26 protein-coding genes are annotated in these 16518 nt (G+C 42.6%); 7 read left to right on the top strand and 19 right to left on the bottom strand.

All coding sequences use genetic code 11. The features are described 5' to 3' along the window. Window positions 1-20 precede the first annotated feature (20 nt). From FB479_RS02755 to FB479_RS02750, 3 genes are all read right to left on the bottom strand, one after another. Entirely contained in the window at window positions 21-752 is a 732-nt protein-coding gene (locus FB479_RS02755) for a hypothetical protein (RefSeq protein ID WP_142062203.1), read from the bottom strand. A 288-nt stretch (window positions 753-1040) separates the two neighbouring features. After that, on the bottom strand, window positions 1041-1199 hold the full coding sequence (locus tag FB479_RS30320; RefSeq protein ID WP_185746316.1) for a hypothetical protein: 159 nt from the start codon (window positions 1197-1199) through the stop codon (window positions 1041-1043). A 94-nt stretch (window positions 1200-1293) separates the two neighbouring features. Then, window positions 1294-1680: an ArpU family phage packaging/lysis transcriptional regulator gene (locus FB479_RS02750; protein ID WP_142062200.1), complete on the bottom strand. Its 387-nt coding sequence runs from the start codon at window positions 1678-1680 to the stop codon at window positions 1294-1296. A 204-nt stretch (window positions 1681-1884) separates the two neighbouring features. Here FB479_RS02750 and FB479_RS02745 point away from each other — a divergent pair, with 204 nt between their 5' ends. The 3 genes from FB479_RS02745 to FB479_RS02735 all read left to right on the top strand — a co-directional run bounded on the left by FB479_RS02745 (window position 1885) and on the right by FB479_RS02735 (window position 3505). After that, on the top strand, window positions 1885-2259 hold the full coding sequence (locus FB479_RS02745; protein ID WP_142062197.1) for a DUF2500 domain-containing protein: 375 nt from the start codon (window positions 1885-1887) through the stop codon (window positions 2257-2259). Window positions 2260-2482: 223 nt separating this feature from the next. Further along, a complete protein-coding gene (locus FB479_RS02740) occupies window positions 2483-2842 on the top strand; it encodes a hypothetical protein (protein ID WP_142062194.1) in 360 nt (119 codons plus the stop codon). Window positions 2843-3097: 255 nt separating this feature from the next. Beyond that, the gene (locus FB479_RS02735) at window positions 3098-3505 is read left to right on the top strand and encodes a HEAT repeat domain-containing protein (RefSeq protein WP_142062190.1); all 408 of its coding nucleotides are present in this window, start codon (window positions 3098-3100) and stop codon (window positions 3503-3505) included. A 111-nt stretch (window positions 3506-3616) separates the two neighbouring features. Here the strand turns inward: FB479_RS02735 and FB479_RS02730 are convergent, their stop codons facing one another. Both FB479_RS02730 and FB479_RS30815 read right to left on the bottom strand, forming a co-directional pair. Continuing rightward, window positions 3617-4075: an ASCH domain-containing protein gene (locus tag FB479_RS02730; RefSeq protein WP_142062187.1), complete on the bottom strand. Its 459-nt coding sequence runs from the start codon at window positions 4073-4075 to the stop codon at window positions 3617-3619. Window positions 4076-4089: 14 nt separating this feature from the next. Then, the gene (locus FB479_RS30815) at window positions 4090-4212 is read right to left on the bottom strand and encodes a hypothetical protein (protein ID WP_255438255.1); all 123 of its coding nucleotides are present in this window, start codon (window positions 4210-4212) and stop codon (window positions 4090-4092) included. Window positions 4213-4416: 204 nt separating this feature from the next. Here FB479_RS30815 and FB479_RS02725 point away from each other — a divergent pair, with 204 nt between their 5' ends. Further along, on the top strand, window positions 4417-4632 hold the full coding sequence (locus FB479_RS02725) for a hypothetical protein (protein WP_106653783.1): 216 nt from the start codon (window positions 4417-4419) through the stop codon (window positions 4630-4632). Window positions 4633-4860: 228 nt separating this feature from the next. Here FB479_RS02725 and FB479_RS02720 read toward each other — a convergent pair whose 3' ends face one another. Next, entirely contained in the window at window positions 4861-5919 is a 1059-nt protein-coding gene (locus tag FB479_RS02720; RefSeq protein ID WP_255438254.1) for a phosphoadenosine phosphosulfate reductase family protein, read from the bottom strand. Window positions 5920-6294: 375 nt separating this feature from the next. Here FB479_RS02720 and FB479_RS02715 point away from each other — a divergent pair, with 375 nt between their 5' ends. After that, complete coding sequence (locus tag FB479_RS02715) at window positions 6295-6513, top strand: hypothetical protein (protein WP_041749502.1); 219 nt, start codon at window positions 6295-6297, stop codon at window positions 6511-6513. A gap of 42 nt (window positions 6514-6555) precedes the next feature. Here FB479_RS02715 and FB479_RS02710 read toward each other — a convergent pair whose 3' ends face one another. The 10 genes from FB479_RS02710 to FB479_RS02665 form a co-directional block, all read right to left on the bottom strand. After that, window positions 6556-7548: a DnaD domain-containing protein gene (locus FB479_RS02710; protein WP_142062183.1), complete on the bottom strand. Its 993-nt coding sequence runs from the start codon at window positions 7546-7548 to the stop codon at window positions 6556-6558. Window positions 7549-7567: 19 nt separating this feature from the next. Then, a complete protein-coding gene (locus FB479_RS02705; RefSeq protein WP_255438277.1) occupies window positions 7568-7924 on the bottom strand; it encodes an HNH endonuclease in 357 nt (118 codons plus the stop codon). A 168-nt stretch (window positions 7925-8092) separates the two neighbouring features. Beyond that, on the bottom strand, window positions 8093-9037 hold the full coding sequence (locus FB479_RS02695; RefSeq protein ID WP_142062174.1) for a recombinase RecT: 945 nt from the start codon (window positions 9035-9037) through the stop codon (window positions 8093-8095). After that, window positions 9037-9906 (bottom strand): YqaJ viral recombinase family nuclease, encoded by an 870-nt coding sequence (locus FB479_RS02690; protein WP_142062171.1) that lies wholly within the window; start codon window positions 9904-9906, stop codon window positions 9037-9039. The genes FB479_RS02695 and FB479_RS02690 overlap by 1 nt, the downstream gene beginning before the upstream one ends. 60 nt (window positions 9907-9966) lie before the next feature. Beyond that, window positions 9967-10185 (bottom strand): hypothetical protein, encoded by a 219-nt coding sequence (locus FB479_RS02685; protein WP_255438253.1) that lies wholly within the window; start codon window positions 10183-10185, stop codon window positions 9967-9969. A 168-nt stretch (window positions 10186-10353) separates the two neighbouring features. Then, window positions 10354-10578, bottom strand: coding sequence for a hypothetical protein (locus FB479_RS02680; protein ID WP_142062165.1), 225 nt, complete (start codon window positions 10576-10578; stop codon window positions 10354-10356). After that, window positions 10559-10798: a hypothetical protein gene (locus FB479_RS02675; protein WP_142062162.1), complete on the bottom strand. Its 240-nt coding sequence runs from the start codon at window positions 10796-10798 to the stop codon at window positions 10559-10561. The genes FB479_RS02680 and FB479_RS02675 overlap by 20 nt, the downstream gene beginning before the upstream one ends. Before the next feature lie 51 nt (window positions 10799-10849). Beyond that, window positions 10850-11002 carry a hypothetical protein gene (locus FB479_RS30315; protein WP_185746315.1) on the bottom strand — a complete coding sequence of 51 codons (153 nt, stop codon included), beginning with the start codon at window positions 11000-11002 and terminating at the stop codon, window positions 10850-10852. Next, a complete protein-coding gene (locus tag FB479_RS02670) occupies window positions 10999-11190 on the bottom strand; it encodes a hypothetical protein (protein ID WP_142062159.1) in 192 nt (63 codons plus the stop codon). Before FB479_RS02670 ends, FB479_RS30315 begins: the two co-directional genes overlap by 4 nt. Next, window positions 11187-11819, bottom strand: coding sequence for a helix-turn-helix domain-containing protein (locus FB479_RS02665; protein WP_142062156.1), 633 nt, complete (start codon window positions 11817-11819; stop codon window positions 11187-11189). The genes FB479_RS02670 and FB479_RS02665 overlap by 4 nt, the downstream gene beginning before the upstream one ends. 219 nt (window positions 11820-12038) lie before the next feature. Between FB479_RS02665 and FB479_RS02660 the strand changes: the two genes are divergently transcribed. Continuing rightward, entirely contained in the window at window positions 12039-12311 is a 273-nt protein-coding gene (locus FB479_RS02660; RefSeq protein WP_142062154.1) for a hypothetical protein, read from the top strand. A gap of 358 nt (window positions 12312-12669) precedes the next feature. Here the strand turns inward: FB479_RS02660 and FB479_RS30310 are convergent, their stop codons facing one another. Further along, the gene (locus FB479_RS30310) at window positions 12670-12828 is read right to left on the bottom strand and encodes a hypothetical protein (protein ID WP_185746314.1); all 159 of its coding nucleotides are present in this window, start codon (window positions 12826-12828) and stop codon (window positions 12670-12672) included. A 13-nt stretch (window positions 12829-12841) separates the two neighbouring features. Beyond that, window positions 12842-13063 (bottom strand): helix-turn-helix transcriptional regulator, encoded by a 222-nt coding sequence (locus tag FB479_RS02655; protein ID WP_142062151.1) that lies wholly within the window; start codon window positions 13061-13063, stop codon window positions 12842-12844. 163 nt (window positions 13064-13226) lie between these two features. Here FB479_RS02655 and FB479_RS02650 point away from each other — a divergent pair, with 163 nt between their 5' ends. Further along, a complete protein-coding gene (locus FB479_RS02650) occupies window positions 13227-13616 on the top strand; it encodes a helix-turn-helix domain-containing protein (RefSeq protein ID WP_142062148.1) in 390 nt (129 codons plus the stop codon). A 322-nt stretch (window positions 13617-13938) separates the two neighbouring features. Here the strand turns inward: FB479_RS02650 and FB479_RS02645 are convergent, their stop codons facing one another. Then, complete coding sequence (locus FB479_RS02645; RefSeq protein WP_221629569.1) at window positions 13939-16467, bottom strand: DEAD/DEAH box helicase family protein; 2529 nt, start codon at window positions 16465-16467, stop codon at window positions 13939-13941. Between the last annotated feature and the right edge of the window lie 51 nt (window positions 16468-16518).

Here is a 16518-nt window from a genome sequence, read left to right as displayed (position 1 = left end):
CCGCTAGGGTGTTTTTTGCTCTACATCTTTTTTTTGTTTGGATAAATCCAAGTTGAGCCTTTCATATTAAATTCATATAAAACCTCAGGCTCGTCATTATCATGTAATAATAGCAGTGTATCCTTAGCTCGCTGCACATCATGGACTAGTTTGAGCCTTTCATTTTTGAGAGTGTTGTATTCAATAGATACATTATTAAGATCGATAGTAGCTCCTGCCTCTATACCTGGGGGAACGAGTGGAACAAATATTTCGATACCCTTTTCAAAAACCCCAATATTAACATTAATATCGTATTTTTTCTCTTCTTCATATGAAATGTCAATTTGGATCTTACAATCAAAAATCGCGTCAGGGTTACCGAAGTGAGCCAACTTTAAAAATGATGTATTTATACTTTGTTGTTCACTATCTTTTATACGGCTTATTAAATCTGAGTAACCTGGCGTATCTATTATTCTGCTATTTTCATTCGTGTTAACATTAGTTAGTCTGAGTGGAGCTGTAAAATCGTGCACCTGAATATAGGATCGATTATTTTTTCTATCCTGGTTATCCTCTTTCTCTTTTTGCTTTTGAAATGAATAAATAGCTATGGTTATTGCGCCAATTAAGCCAAGGTAACTCCCCCAAAAACCAATCCATGCATTTGTATCACCGTTCACACCTGGAGCACGCCAAGACATTATCACGTAATTAATTAAAATTGGCGATAAAAATAACCAGACGTATACATTTTTTATAAGTTTCACTTTTCTCCCTCCAATACTTCCACATTTCGACAGAAGAGAGAATTTTCCTTTTAACGTCCATCGAACAGGGAGCGAGTGACCTGAGTCTCGACTCGCAAATAAGTCCCTGTTTACTGGGCGCTACTTCCCATCACCATAACATAATTGTCGCAATGACGAACCTCCAAGCAGATCGGTCATGGCCGTTATCGCAACGAACGATACAAATACAATGTAAACAGCATTTAATACGCTATCACATATTCCCCGTACCCTTCGCCGCAACTCCAAGGCATGCTTTGTGTTAAATCACATCATGCGTGCTAGGACTCCTGCTGCTCTGCTTGGTAAACCAACAGCTTTCATCGTCCATTCGACATGTACCGGTGCGTCATTGATAAGGGATAGACGGTATCTCCCAAGAGCCGATGTCGCTTGCTCTTGACTCAAGATTACCGTCCATAACATTTCAAATCGTCCTGCCTTTTATCCCTGATTTTGTCCGGGTTTTATCCAGCTTTTTGTCGGGTTTTTGTCGGTCTTTTCGGCATAAAAAAGACACTCAGATCATCCCGAGTGCCGTAGCAATTTGACGTATAGCATCTTTTTTTCTCTCATAGTATTGGTCCTTTGTCAGGCCCATATCAAGATAAACGTTGATGTCTTTTACACGTGATGTGCTGAGATACTTCTCTTCGATGATCTGACGCTCTACTTCATCCAACGAATACTGTAATGCCCTTTCAATCTGTCTTGCTTTCAACTCATTCGTGGACTCAGACTTTTGAAGCCGTGGAAACAGTTGATCGATACCCTTCTCCTGTCGCTCTTGTTTATTTTGTACAGCAACACGAAGGGCTTTATACTCTTTTAATGCTTTGACAACAGCCTTTCTGACTTCTTTTTCATCTACTGGTTCCAGAAATGACAGTTGCTCTTGTGCGCTCATCTTTCCAATTCCCCCTCGCGGCAAGCCCGTGATATAATTAGTTTAGGCGAACATATATACGGGCTCCCATTTGGGGGCTTCTTTTTTTGTCTCTTTTAATTGACTCCCGAAATAGTATGTTAAATAGACTTTTTACTTTAAAAGGAAACAACAACCATATTTTTACGTATAACATGTAACCGAAAATATTGGAGTGATTATAGAATGTTCACAAATGACTTTGGACCATCTTTCTCTAGTGGTTTTGGTCCGCCCTGGTGGTTTTTAGTGATTGCTGGAATAATTGTACTTTTCATCTTAGGAGCGATTATAAATGGTATCAGGATTTGGATGTCAAATAATGCCTCCCCAATCTTAACTCAACCTGCAAAAATAATTGGTAAACGCACTAGCACTTCAGGTGGCGGTAATGATACCAGTGTATCCACATACTATTACCTTACTTTTGAACTCAGCAATGGAGAAAGACTAGAATTCCATGTAAAAGGTAGTGAGTATGGCTTGCTGGTCGAAGGTGATACAGGCATATTAACTTATCAAGGCACCCGATATAAGGAATTCAGCAGACGGCCTTTGTAAAATAGGGTCGTCTTTCTACATTTCTATCTCCTTTCTATACCCCCTTCATCACAATTTCTCATGTGTTAAAAATCCTGCAGCAACTCTAGGTTCAATTGTTCAGTCCGATCTCTAATTATTGAATTCCCCCATTTTTTCAACTCATGTAAATTAGTCCAAGCATTATTTCTTTTCCTTCATATGTTGATCCTACGAAACTTAAATTAGTGTAGAAGGTGAAAACGTGAAAAAGAAAAAAAGATCATCATCCAAGATTGTGAAAAAAGGAGGCGTAAAACGGACAAAAATCATCACCCTAAGTCGGAAAAATGTACGTATAACAGAGAGTCTCGGAAATGGCTTTTGGCGCCACAGGTTTCAGCCCATCGAAATTAGACCATATTCATATGAATATATTAACTTGATACCAGCACCAGAAGGTACTAGGAGGGTTATCAGCGCTGGATGGATCATTGAACAACTTGAACCTGTATATGTGCTTGCAAATTACCCACTTGGACTAGATAGATGGTTTATGCAGATCTATAACCCAACTAACGCTTATAGAAGAGTATTAACTTGGGTAATAACTAAATCGCCATAAAAGGAAATTTGATGGACACGCAGCTGTTCAATTGCTTTGGTTTTGTCAGAAGTCTCGATATATCGAGCAAACATTTCGACTCCTGTCTCCTTGCAGGAGTTTTATCTTTTCGCTTGCAAATTAACTAGGAAAATATGTCTGCTACGCTTCATTCGACTTTCCTCTTCTCACAAGTAATGTTTTGTTAAGCTAATGATTTTTCACTGACGTTGTTGTAAGATAATCCCAGCACCATCAGCGAAGAGGAATGATTATGTGATTACATCCGCCGAAGAATTTGTAAGACTTAGAACAAGTGAGAATCCTGATGAATATCTTCGTGCAGCTTGGGATGAAGCCCCATTGGATGTTTGGCATGAGGTAATTCAACATTATCCAGACATGTCTTTTTGGGTTGCTCAAAACAAAACAGTTCCTATTGAGATCCTCAAGCTCCTTGCAAAAAATCCAGAGTGGAGAGTTCGAAGCATGGTCGCTTCAAAAAATAAGCTCCCTGAAGAATTGCAAGTAAAACTTGCTCATGATCCTGACTTTTCCGTTAGAAGGAGCATTGCCGCTAATAAAAAGGCAACTCTCAAGGCCCTTCAAATTCTTGTTGATGAACAAGATGATGACCTTAGAAAACTTGTTCTTGCAAGAATTGCTGAAGGTCGACACAAATAACTTAATTTGAAATGTAGCTACCTAGAAGGAACACCTAGTCTTTTATCCGTAACGACGCTTAAATATCCAAAAAACCATTGCCGGTTTATTCCCATCCGCAGAAACATTATCTTACGTACTACTTGTATCCCGTTCCCCTCCCCAATTCCAGAGTCCTTGCTGCCCTTTTGCTGGCACCGGATCGATTCGTTTTACGTTCGTCATTTCCCAGGCGTACCGACCTGGTTCAAACCATCCGAAGAGCCTTTCATGTCCGTCGATCCTTATCGACTTGTGTCCGGTTTCACCGCCATACGCAATGATTCCGTCATCCGATAAAGAAATTGGGAGACAATCATTAAGACTACATGTTGCCACAATCGCCCCGGTTGGCAAATTGTCTGCTGTATACCCGTGCAAATCCAAAACACTTCGGAAAGGCTCTTGTAGGCAAATCTCCTTGTCCACTTTCTTAGCGGCATGAATCCCAATGGGTCCGCGGTACCTAGTTGGCCAGCCTCTAGTTTCGAATCGTTTTTCCCCGAGGGCGATCAGTGTCGCCCATGGCTGGTGAATGGTTATGGCTTTCACTTGGTTCCCTCCATTCAAGCTGCTTCTATAAGCCTGCTTCGCAGTTTCTTTATGTCATCAATAAGCGCTGCCTTGTCTTCGGGAAAAAACAGCATCATATCCAGCTTGATATCTATCAAATCTTTGATTTCCTTCACCGACATATCCTGTTCCAAGAATTGCTCGGTTGGAGAACCTAAGCCACTAAATTGGAATCTTGATGAACAATTGAAGAGAGTTCTGGATGTTAAAAATATTGGCAACCAATAATTATTTCCCTACACAATTTGTAAAGCAACTTCCTAATGTCCTCCATATGGGATACAATTGGTATTTGTTGGATTTCCTAAGGAGGATTTGTAATGTATGAACCATTGATTTTTAAAATGCTGTTACTTCTTGTCTTATCTCTTGGAATACTACTGATTGCAATATTTCCATTGATCGGAAAAGTACATAAAGGGTTTGCTACGGTAAGTTTAGTTGGTGGATTATCAGTAATTTTGCTCCTGCTATTCATCATTTTCGGACACCCTGTCCTTAGAGAGGCGATTTTTACATACGGTTTATCTTTCTGAGCACTGTGTATCCAGCGTCATACAGCTTCTTCGTCGAACACATCAAACGGTGTATTCCTACTCTCATCACGGATGTATGTGGTCCATCTAACTTTGCATGGATCGCATTGCATGTGGGCTATGATGGACCAAGGGCATTGACGCTTGAAGTCGATACGCCGCAGCTCACGGCCCTGCTTACCGCAACACTTGCAATCAAACTCGTGAAATTTCCTCATCCCGTACACCTCACTCGCACAGGCCGTAAGCGCTGGAACACGCTGGCACGTTTTCAAATTCGATTGCTTTGACAAGATCAAGCTGCTTCCCACCATATGAAGTCTTGGACCAATCTACCCACTCGTAGATGTCGTTTCCCTGACCGTGGGCCGTGGGAAAGAAGGTTGCGGCTCCACGCTTTGATGCAAGCTTGACCAACTGCTCCCACTCAGCCACCCTCGCTATTTCCTCCGGGAACCTTCGGGCTATTTCAAAAAGTTCTGCCTTGTTGCAGTTGATGCATGGCATGCAGCCGACCCGGCCCATTCCGAGCTTGTACAACGGGTTTGGTTCGATGTTGTGGCGACGATGCATTGCGAAAACGTCTGCTACCGTCCAGCGGATCAATGGTCGGTAAACTGAGAATCCTTCCCCGTCTTCATGCTCAGGCAGGTTAGCCCGCGCTCGGCTCTCTTCGGCCCGTACACCTTGCCAGCTTACGATGTCGTATCCTTCAAGTAGTAGCGGTTCATACACCTGTTCCTGGATGACCTCCACCTTTAGAAACTGAGTGCAGAACCTTGCTTTGGTCGAAGGGAATCTGCCCTTCCAAAGGCACAGGTCAAGAAACGGAATTCCGGTAGGGTGCAAAGCCATCAAGGCTCTATCCACCACAGCAGCTGCTTCAGATTCGCTCATGCCTTTCTGTTCGGGTAGCCATTCCCAGTCACCAGATTTATGTGCCTTTTGCTTGTCTACTGGCTCCCAATCTGGCCTATCATCAGGCTCATCATCTTCCGAATACTCATAATGCCAGCGACCCGGGACGTCTGCTGTCAGCTTTCGAGGCCAGTGCTCTTGAACATACAATCGCTTCTTTGCGATCCGTTCGGTGAAATCTGCTTTCACCCGTTTGATAGCACCGAGCTGTTGTTCCAAATAGCTAAGATATTTGTATGTCATTGGGTGTTCATGGCCTGTGTCTGCGAAGACTGGGATTACTGTCTGTCCCAGTTCCTTTGTTGCGTAAATCCACATTGCGGCGCTGTCTTTGCCGCCTGATACCGAGAGGACGTTTGCTATTTTCAATCCCCGTCACCCCTCTCTTTTCTCCCTGAGCAATTTACAAAGCCTATAATCCGCACATATTTTCCAATAAGTCCTAATATCGTTAATGTATCAACGAACCATTTTGAAATGAGGTGACTTTATGAAAAAGTTATTTGTTATTGCATTTACTGTTGCTATGCTTGTAGCTCCTTTGTCGAGCGTGCAAGCTGCTGAACCCGATTGTGGCTACCCGCCTGGCTGGGGTGGTGGTGGTAGACCCTACGATTGTACGCCTATACCCCCAATGTAATTTGTGTAAGCCTCCACTTGGGGGCTTTATTCAATTGAGCTTGTGTTCCTATCTTTTTTGTTCCAGTCTCCTCGTGGCATAATGATGACGAAGGAGTTGGTCACGTGGAAAAGTCGTTTTACTATTCGGTGTCTTGGTCCGAAGTGGGTTACTTGAAAGAAACATTACAATCTATGGAGATACCGTTTGCTATTGAACAGCCCTCGGATAAGCTGAAGCTTACTCCTGGAGACGTTGCTTTTGTTTTCCCTGATATGCATGTAAGGGTTTATCGCCATATTCATGAGCTATTTGGCAGCCATGGGCGAGCTTACCCCAGATAATTCATTCGGTAAAACGCCCAGTCTGTCGTAACATTCAGTGGTCTAGCTACCTGTTGTCCTTGACCGTCTCATACGGTCTAGCATTCCCATTAGTTCCGGGTCATCACGTAATAAGCGCGGTGATTCCCGGGACTGGAACGCCCCTGCCCTTTCTTGCTCCATTTGCCACTGAACAGATGCTGGGAGACTGTCTGCTCTTAGCTTGCTATCTCTGATCGGTACAACCTTTTGCGATTGCTGTTGTTGGAACTCCTGATTAGCCTTCTCTGCTTGTTCAGCAGTACGCACCCCTTGAACGAACATCTTCTCAAGCGTTCCTTTTGCGTAATCCCAACCCTTACCTTTTTCGGCTGCATATCGCATTACCCAAGCCAACATGTCCAGCTGTAACCCGTCATCGAGATAGCTATGTAATAACTGCATGATGACTGGATTAGGGTCAAAGTTGAAATAGTATTTATATTGGTCAATCACGCTGTTAAATACATGTAGGTCCCTACCACCTACCACCACGACGCTTTTATACCGTGCCTTGGAATCAGTAGTAGTGGTATCAGGAATCAGTTTAAGGGAATCAGGAATCAGAGAATCAGCAGGGCTTTTAGTAGGCTCGTCACTACCTAGGTACGGAATTTCCGAGGAAAGCCCTAGGCTGTTCTGAGGCTGTGCCTTACCTTGGTCGGTCACAGCCCTAGGCTTGTCCTTACCTACTTCGGGCTTTGGTATTTTGCTCGCTGCTTCTCTATGATGAGGATTTTGATGGTCCTTAAATTTTGGAATACTAATGAAACGCTCTCCATCCACTTCGTATCTGATGATAAAGCCAGCGTGATGTAATTCCTGCAAGCACTGGTCTACCTCGACATTCTCATATGGGAAAAGCTCACCCTTAATTCTCTTTGGTCTATCCTCTAGAAACCCCTCACGATCAGCTAAGCACCACAAACCAATGAACAATAATCTTGTGTGGGGACTGAGATCAGACAGGTCCTCGTTTTTAAAAAATCCTGGTTTGATGTTCCTTGCTCTAGCCACTTCCCTCAACTCCTCCCGGCTATGATGCTCCTCCCTGATAGAAAGGAAGGAGAGTGCTTTGTTGGTATTCAATAAACGCTAAGCGACCCGCTCGCGTGTTATGAGCCTTCCAGTGACACGTCCCAGTCTGTGTAACTGGTCCGCATGCCAATGCAACGTTCCAGGGCTCCCCAGTTCCTCCTTGGCTTCGGAAGATAATGTGGTGCCCTTCTAATGTCCATACTTGCTTACTACTTTTCTTACAAAGCACGCAGCAGCCCTTATCCCGTTCCCACACCTCAGCGAGAACTTTGGAAGTAATCTTCCCGCGATCCTTTTGTTTCTTAACTCTTCGCTTAAATGTAGGTTTAGGAACGGCTCGAACTTCAATGAACATGCTCATTTTTATCGCCTTCCTTTTGTGCAAGTACTCTATACTGCTTTATCTTGATTGGAGTCCATTCCGGATAGTACCTCCTCATGAATGCCGCTGCGAATCGTTTTAGCGTCTCGGTATCTTCAAACACTCGATACATGTCGGGGAGTAGAAACCATCGCTCTATCATTACTCAGCTGCCTCTTCATCGGGTTCAGCCTGACCTTCTTCTACGACCTTATAATCCACATCGAAAATGTTGTCTGACTCAATTCCGTTATCTTTCCGAAGCTTCAGAACGGCTTCATCAGTCGAAAGCTTCTCCTGCACTTCGATGCTAATCGGCATGTATTTCGCCATTTCCTTGATGCAGGTTTTCTTGCACATACTCTCAAAGTGGTCTTTCCATGGACCTACTAGCTTTCCGTCTTTTTTGGCTGCGGAATGCGCCATGGCATGCTTTTGGCATTGCTCGGCAGTCATGGTTACAAAATCAAAAGCTCCATCTTTTAGTCGATAAGCTGAATAGTAACGAACTGGCTTCCCTTGATCATTTGCTCCCCTAGATTTAATCGCCCCGATAGCTTGGGCCATCATAATGTCCATGAAATCATCCTTATTCGGAGTGAAGTTCTCTAGGTGGTGCAGCATATCAAAAGGAACATGGACTAGACGCTTGTCCTCACCTTTGATGTAAATGAACAAGTCGTTTTCGTAGACGGTCTCAGCATAAATCTTAGAAACATCACCAGTGCGCCGAATCAAATCAATCTGTCCTTTATATCCAATCTGAAACTGGCATTCCATTTGCTTAGTACGGTTGTTTTTGAACGGAACTAAATAGGCGTGTCCGATTAAATTAGGCTCCAGTCCCAACGTCGCGCAGTTCATTACAGCTCCGACAATTGAAGCAGGTGTGCAATCAATAAGTGCTGGTGTCCTACTGATAGCTGTTAATGTGATTCGAGCTAAACGCTCCGGTGTCATGTGCTTTGGAACCAACGATTTAATAGCTTGAAAGTTGTCGGCAAGCTCTTTCTTGATCACTGCGTTAAAGTTTTCAGCCTTAGTCATCGTGCGCTGTGCTAACTGCCCGGCTAAGGCTGACTGATTTACCGTCTTGGCTTCAGACATTATTCATCGCCTCCAATTACCCGAAATATTCGGCCGCGCTTCCCGGTCTTCCATGTAAACCGAAGATCCCCTTGAAAATACGCTCTTTCGCTTGTCTGCATATAGCCCTTAATCTGATTCTTTGCTGCTTCCTCTCGCTGTTCGGCTTGGCTTTTAGCTACTCTTGCTAGATGCAACTCTTGGATAATCGGGTATGCCTCCTCAGGTAGCTCAATCGAAGAATCTGAAACAGATTCAGGAAATGCATCCTTGAGATACTCAGTATCTTGATGAGAAAAGACTGGCGGAACTTTTGCCATCACATGCTCTTCCCAGAATCCCTTTTCAATAGTAATCAGGTTCTTGATCAGCTCTTCATCCCGTTCGATCACGCGCCATTGGAAATCCCAGCCCCCAATTAGCACCGCGATGAACCATCTATCTGCCCCAGTAACAGCCATGTAATGGTTGCATTGAAGAATGTATTCCGTTGGAGCCTGCGTACCAGACCAGTCATCCTTGCAATATTCAGATGTGTTCTTGCATTCCAAGCCTGCATTCTGTCCAGGTAGCCAGCGATCAATGTTTGCTAACATGAAGGGATGCTCAGGATGCTGGAATATCGCGTTTTGGCGCCATACTTTATATCCGGTATCCTCTGCAAACCACTCAGCAATAACAGGTTCCAGAAGTCGTCCTGCCTTCATTTTTGGATTGTCCTCTACCGGAGGTAGCTCTCCCAATTTCTCTAGATAAACTGCCATCGATGATTTGTAGCGACTTAACCCACAAATCGCAGCAGCATCGGAACCACCAATTCCAAGACGTCGATGTTCCAGCCAGTCTTCATGCTGCATGTTTAGCGTATTCACCAAGCGAATGGCTTGCATGCTCAGTCCCTCCCTCTTGTTTTTTAGAGGTAAACACGTTACGCTAGAAATAACCAAGTTTTAGCCGCTAGACTCCGTTGCCGCGGAGTCTTTTTCATTGTCTAGCTCAATGTCATCCAGTGTGGTCCAGTATTCTTCCCCTCGGAAATCTCGTACCTTGACATCAACACCATGAAATTCTTCTTTTGCGTCAACGACGATGACCTTGTGCTTCAGAGTCCCTGTTCTCCGGATCAAGTCCTCACGCTTCTTTACATTGAACGGCCTGCTCCAAACCACGTTCATCCTCCTTTCCTTTTTGGATACGAGGTGCCGCGTCCCAACCTCTACGCGGCCGTTGCAGCTCCCTTGACTGCGCCACGCTCTTTCTCCCTCGCTATGTAACCTGTCTCATCAGTGCCGGTAGGTTATTCCCGGCAGACTGAGGCAATGTTGCCCCAGTTTCGACTATTTGAGTAAGCGCCTTGCCTGTTCTCTGATTCCATCAATGAAATCCTCAAAGTCCATTGTTGCTTTCCCATCAACTAATAGCTCCAGCTCCTCGATAACATCCCGTACTGTCCATTCAATTCCACTGTTATCGATATCAAATGCCAAAGTTTCTATAGCACGCTGCCTGCTCGGCTCCGTTTTCTCTACATACTCTTGAAAATCAAGCACTGGTGCGCGCATTCTTAATCTCCTCCTCTAATGCTGCGATCTCCCTTACACGCCACTCTATTTCATGGGCCAAATCACGTTTATGAACATCTAGTTCCTCACGAAGACGTTTCATTTGAACGTATTGCACATCTACCGCTCGCCAATCATCATCAGCTTGTCGATATGCTTGTTCTGCGTTTTCAAGTTCACGCTGCAGTTCTGCTATTTGAGAAGTCACTGACTTTTTCAAAGGCTTGTCCTCCCCATCCAGGTATGGTACTCTTCGGTTAGTAATGTTTTTCTAAGCCGTCCGTTCGCCGCGGGTGGTTTTCTCTTTTTCTACCATTCGGTCCAATTCAACCATTTCCCCGAGAGTAATCACCTTGCGTCCAACCGGGTGATCTCCGTCGCATACTAACTCGATTACACCTTGAGCAGTTGTTAGTTCCTTCATGCCTTCTCCTCCTCTAGATCTTCTTTAAATAGAAGCAACCGATCACGATAGTTTTCGTTTTGTTCGTCTGCTGTCGTGTATTGCTTTGCGACCTCCGGCATCAGAACTTCCGTCATAGTAGCGTCATATTGGTATGTTTTTTCGAGTACCTCGAGCATTCTCCGATTCCAGTCTTGATTTGTTTTCATTGAGCCCGTCCTCCCGCAAATAACATTTCTTGTCGTTCGCGGCGCATTAACTCACGTGGATCGGTTATGACAATCTCCAGGTCTCTTGCTTCTAATAACCAGTTGTGTTGATGAATGGCTGGATCAATCCCGTACCGTTCGTCCATCAAGATATGTACGTCATCACATGCCTGGAATAGGTCTTCAATCTGCTTACCTGCTTCCTTCAAGAGACTTTCTTCATCTGTCGATAACGAATCCCATGGCCGCCTTTTACGCTCCCATTCAATCAATGCCTGTGCTTCATGGATTACATCCTGGCACTGTTTGATGAGGTTATATAAAGTAGCTGTAAGATTGACCATCAAGCGCGGGTCAGTCGGCGGTGGTGCATCGCCAAACAGATGTTTTATCATTCGAACCGATCGGTGATTGCCACATTCCTTCACGAACGCTTCCGCGTCCTCTCGGGACGGTGTCGCTCGACCATTAATCACATCCGATACCCAGCGCGCCGATCTTCCTAGCCTCTTCCCAAGTGATTCGTACGTCAGTTGTTCGCCTGTACGCTGATTTTGATAAGCATATTCACATATGTCATGTATCCGAGAGCGAGAGTATAGTGAGATTGTAGTGCTGTTGTTCCCCATCTGTTCTCCTCTTTTCTATTTGGGTTTCGAATTACAATGAAACTGTGCTCATCTTTCAGACTTCCCCTCGGTTACTCGCCTTGGGGTTTTTCTTTTAGGCCAGCCTTACAAGAAATAACTGGTAGGACTTTCCATAATCCCTGTCGAATCTGATGTCGGAAGAACGTGAACTTTGGAGAGTGGCGTTCTTCAGAGGCCGAAAAAAGAAGGGGTGAAAATATGATTACTTATGCGGAAGTCAAATGTTTTAACTGCGAAAACAAGTTTCCTATCTATTGGAACAACTGGCATAAAAACTTACCGATTGAATGCCCATTTTGCGTTGCAAAGTTTGATGAGAAATTCACAGAAATGCTTAAATATGCTTTAGGGACTGCTAGTGAGTTGAACAGCGAACTACGAAGTCGACATGCTGATGGAGTCCATGATCTTTTTCAGGTGGATTTTAAACATGTATACGTTCCAATCGAAAAGTATCGCTTAGATGACTAAGTAGGTGCTGTGATTGCATTTCGGTAAGACCGGCTGTCTCTAACACGCCTCTGATTGTGTCATTAAGGTGCTGATACCGGTCTTTACCGATTAAAATTTTCACCTCAATCTCGTTCTGTTTGTGGTTTGCGATTACTCTTTCTAAATTTGCAATGCCATTTGAACGGTTCATAACTTCTCACCTCACTTTCATCACACAACTGCATGCAGCGTCGAGTCTTGGCAGTGACCCCACCTTGACCTTGTTATCACCCTTACCTGGTGAAATGGTGGAATGTATTATGGCGCGGCTCATATCTTCGCTCGCTCCCGCTCTTCGGCGCTCTATGCAGTTGTGTGAGGGTCGTTCAGAACTCCTTTAGGCTGTTTCCTCTTTCTTTACTGGTTGATCCGTTTCAGTGACTTCTTTTGGTTCTGCTGGCTTTGACTTAAGCAAAACCTCCAAAGCATGGACCATTCGTTTCATATCAGGTGCGAACTCACGATGGAATTCGATTCCTTTAGGTTGTTTGATCATTGTTAGTCTCCTTTCAGGCTGTTTTTTGTCCTATTTTGTCACATTTACTTTCAAAAAAAAGTGTCCAATCACACTCAAGTGCCACAGCAATTTTTTTTGCTGTTTTGACTGCTATCGAACTTCCATTTTCCGCCTTTGTATAGGTAGAACGTTCTACTCCAGCCAGCTTTGCTGCTTTTTCCTGTGTAAGTCCCTTACTACAACGTAAGTCTATTAACCAATTACGACGTTTCATTTCTTCACCATCCTATCGAATAGATAATGTTCTGTATGATCACATTATAATGTTCCGATTCGTCACAGTCAACGTTTAATGTTCTTTTTCAGGACATTTATTTTTTTGTGATGTTCTATCACATATAATAGACTTCAGTCATGTAAGTTTGGAGGAAAGTGCTATGAGCCTGGGACAACGTTTAAAAGCGTGCCGGAAAGCGAAAAAACTGACACAGCTTGATCTCTCAGAGACCTTAGGCTTTAACCGTTCAACGTACGCAAAATACGAAACAGGGGATAATGAACCTGACAACCAAACCCTTCAAAAGCTAGCAGACTTTTTTGGAGTCTCTGTTGACTACCTTCTTGGGCGTACAGATGTTGATTTCATTGTCAAAGAGGACAACACTCATTATGATAAGTCCCCCTCCCCTATCGACAAAAAGGACACAGGACTTTCAGAGTTTGAAAACCTCTTCTTTTTCGAACTGGATAAACTGAGCGAGGAAGATAAAAAGAAGGCTTTAGAGCATGTGAGATACTTGAGGTATCTTGCTGAGCAACAGAAATGAGAAGGAGACACTCGGATCGGAGTGTCTCCTTGTTTTTGTATGAGAAGACTATTTGTGGACAGAGAATGAAGTATAAAGATAATAAAACCGAATTGCAGATATTTGGGTAGATCTATGATGTTCTGTAGCATGCAAAAAAGCTCTAAAACTCCTACGAGATATAAGCCTTCGCTTGTATTTACCTTAACAACCACTTAACCCCTTCGTGAGTATATGTTTTATCAAGCAATAAAAAGCCCCAGTGAGTGCTTCTTAACAGGGGCCTTACGATACATTACAAAATTTGGTTACAGGAAATAATGTTTCCGTAATTACATATTCTTCATTTAACAGTGAACCCAACTGTGTACTCTCGAATAAATATCGAAGCATTTAACGAGTACATGTTAAGTAATTCATCAATTTTTCTTGTATCTTGAAAAGAGCCATGTGACGCTATGGCTTTTGTAAACCCAAGCACCCTTGACTTTAATAACTCCAACTTCTCCGAATTCATAATCCGGATATTAGGATTTGGAGATGAGGCATACTCAAAAACTGTAAACGGATGGATCATGACTGGCGTAAATCTGCAAGAGCTATCATACTTCTCTTGAAACCAGACTATGGAACCATTTAATTGGTTACAGTCATGTTTATTTATTGTTGGAGCGGTAGCCCCATTCTTGCACTCAATTACGATATACTCAAGATTTCCAATTTCCCATAAAACATCTGGCCCTTTCTTGTACTCAGCCTCCGGTCTTTGTGCCGAGAATCCTAAATGATATGCCAGTTCCTTGCATGCTTGCTCAAACACAGAGGCTGAGTCAGGTTTAAAGACTAATTGTTCTAGTAGCTTATTTACACCTATTACAAGCTTGTTAGTAGTGTTGTATTTTTGACCCAAGAAGGTTGAAGCCTGTACTGCCTGACTACCTATAAACCTCTGCAACTTTGCATATTGAATGCCTTCTAGTGGATGAAGAACCAAGTTATTATCATTAACTGCAGATTTTAAGGTAACATGTGATTCTTCTTGATCAATAAAATATAAATATTCAGCTAACTGTTGCTTCAAATATCCCTTACTTTTCAAATCAGCAGTTTCATTTACCGCTTCATTGATAAGCTGAACAGACTTAGTGTAATCCCTAATCAAGGCAGCATTGAAAGCCTCGCGTTGTTTCTTAGTAACTGAATTTACCTTAAAGGTCGCATCATATTTGAGATGTAATAGTACCCCTTTACTCTTGGAGATCCATGAAGTGTTTCTATATAGACTATAATTTATGACATCCTTTAGTTCCCATATACTTGCCCCTTTAACCTGTTTAGCTAATTGTTCGGAAAGCTTGATCTGCGCTTTAGTAGCAGGGGTAAATTTATCAATCGCACCTTCACCATAAAGATTGTTAATGAGTGTTCTTCCCATTAGGAAAACAACACAGTAGTCATCCTTAGAACGAATTCCTCTTCCCATTCCTTGTTCAATTCTTTGAATTGTTTTTGACAGAGTATCATCTGTGCCAAATAATACTCCCTGCTCAATTTTGTCTATCTGTCTACGAACATCTGGCAAACCATCAATAACCAATATCTCGCAAGCTTCCTTAGCTAAATCAATTCCATCATACTTATTTATAAGTACAACAAGTCCAACATGGCCATTTTTAAGCCTTGTTATGCCTTCTTGAAGGTTTGAAGCTGTAAGGATTAAATCACAACTGTCACTCCAAAAGTGAGCACGATAGTGGGATGGGACGATAACAACAACATTATGTTTTTTTGACTCTTCCTTTAAAAATTCCTTAATGTCAATATCTTTTATATCAGGATTCACTTCTTGCGGTATAACAATCATTCTATCGCCAATGTCGTCCGTAGACTCTGGAGTAATTGTAAGCTTAATTTTTTCAGTGTCGATATTAAAATGCGAAACTAGTATGCTGTCATCAGCCAGGGTAGCACTCATAAAGATTTTTCTCTTACAATCTACAAAACTCGGAATAGAGTCGATTGGTAAGCATCTGGGTGAGATTTCTATTTTATCACTCCCGAAAACACAACTACTCAATGGTAAACAGTTTTTAAGTAACTGCCAAGAAAATCGAAGTGAATCGAAATCCTTGACTGCTTTTCCCTTTCTATAATCTTCTTCTGCAATTCTATATGCTTCATACAGTATTTCTGTCACTTGTTTAATATTATCTTGCCAAGACCAAAACGGAACTAGCATATTTACAGTAGGGCTTTGAGCTTCCAATTCTAAAATTCCAGTGTGATATTGTTCGGTAAGTGGACCTTTAAAAATTCGATATAGTTTGGTATAGAGGTCTGTAGAATATGGGATTTCCATAGTGAACTGCGACTCTGTTATATCTAAACAAGCATGGGCATCGTCGATAATAATACTTCCAATCGGTATTCTTTTTTCGTGAACTCCAAACGATGACTTACCGTTAAAAAGCTTATAAACATTAATAACTAAAATTGCTTGACCTTTCTTAAAACTAATAGAGTCTTCATCGTCTGTAACCTCAATACCTAACTTTCTAGCTTCTTCAAAAACCTGGGAGACTAGATAGGGGTCAGGTACTATGTATACAGCAGGACCTTTTCCTTCATTTAAGCAACTCTTAAGAATTAGCAGGCCAACAACTGTTTTTCCACTGCCTGTATTCATTTTAATTAAATTGTACTCATTGTTCCTAACGTTATCGTCAAACCATTTATTCCATACCTCTGTCTGGACATCTCTAGGATAATTATAAATTGGATCTTTTTTTGGTAATAAACTGAATATCTCACGTGGGTTTATGACTGTATCGGCAGAATTATCTCCACCAAGCATATCGAAATTAATCTTCACTTTACATTCCTCCAATTGTAAATCCTATACATTAAAAACTTTACAGATGAC

Origin of the sequence: Brevibacillus sp. AG162, assembly GCF_006715575.1 — a bacterium.
GTDB lineage: Bacteria > Bacillota > Bacilli > Brevibacillales > Brevibacillaceae > Brevibacillus > Brevibacillus brevis.
Note: the sequence above shows the minus strand (reverse complement) of the source record. Positions and strands in the feature narration are given on the sequence as shown.